1 protein-coding gene is annotated in these 1,211 nt (G+C 69.2%); it reads right to left on the reverse strand.

From position 1 onward, the window contains the following. Positions 1 to 970: DUF839 domain-containing protein (locus PQ963_06135; GenBank protein ID MEN4029242.1), on the reverse strand; the 970-nt coding region annotated here is incomplete at its 3' end. Positions 971 to 1,211: the final 241 nt, after the last annotated feature.

Consider the following 1,211-nt stretch of genomic DNA (forward strand, 5'->3'; position numbering starts at 1 on the left):
TGCGGGTGTCGTAGGCCCAGATGCGGTTGTCACCCTTGGTCGAGAAGTACACCACGCCTTCAAAGAACCACAGGCCCTCGCCCCCCTTGAACACCGTGCCTGGCGCCCGGTCGCCCATCAGGCCACGCACCACCTTCTGGGCCACACCCGGCTGCACCACGTCCAGCCATTCGGTGGCCTGGGGTTGGCTCAGGTCCACCTCGGTGCCCGGGTAGGCGCCCGAGCCCACCCCGCGAATCACCATCACCTGCAGGCGCCCCTGCTCCAGACGGGGTCGGGAGGCGCCAGCAGGCCAGTCCTGGGCGCTGCACACGAAGCGGTAGAAGCGGCCGTCGCTTTCGTCTTCAGTCAGGTACAAGATCTTGTGGACCGGGTCCACCGCCACGGCCTCATGCTTGAAGATGCCCAAGGCGGGCCGGGGGCGCGCATCCAGCTGCGTGCCGTAGGGGTTCACCTCCCACACCCGGCCCAGCTCGAACTCTTCACCCGACAGCCAGGTGCCCCAGGGGGTCTTGCCCCCAGCGCAATTGGCCGTGGTGGCGCCCAGCAATCGCCGGCCCTGCACCACCTCACCCGCCGCATTGAAGCGCAACATGCCCACGCCGCCCACCAAGGGCAGCTCGCTGTTGCTCACGTACATCCAGCCACCGTCCTCGCAGGCGTAGGTGGCGCCGCCATCCGGCAGGCCATGCCAGCGGTACAGCGAGCCACGCACCGGGCGATCGCCGGCCCGGGCCACCACACGGCTGGTGAACCCGGCCGGCAAGCGCACCCCGTTGGCATCGGGCGCCTGCAGTGGGCCCAAAGGCGGCAACTGGCCCTGGCGGGCAGACGCTGGCGAGGCAGCCACCTGGCCGGGCAGTGCCACCGCGGCGCCCAAGGCACCCGCCGTCCAGAACATCTGGCGCAAAAACTCCCGACGCGGGGCGCCAGTGGTCACACGAACGGGATGATGGGGCTGCAGCAGCATGGGTACTCCTGGGCGCGGGGACGCTGTTTGGGCGATGGGAAGAACACGCATCATCGTGCGCGCAGATGACAGCGTTCTGACACTGCGGTCCACCCCAGGCGCGGCGCCACATATTCCCTGAACCATCGGCATAGGGGGCCTCCGTCTCGGAGGCACCCCTGCCACACCACCCGGCATGCGGGTCCGCACCGGGCGGTTCGAGGGCTTGAGGTCAGGAGAGCCGGGGTACACCCAGACTGTC

This window comes from Methanobacterium sp. (assembly GCA_039666455.1).
Lineage (GTDB): Archaea > Methanobacteriota > Methanobacteria > Methanobacteriales > Methanobacteriaceae > Methanobacterium_D.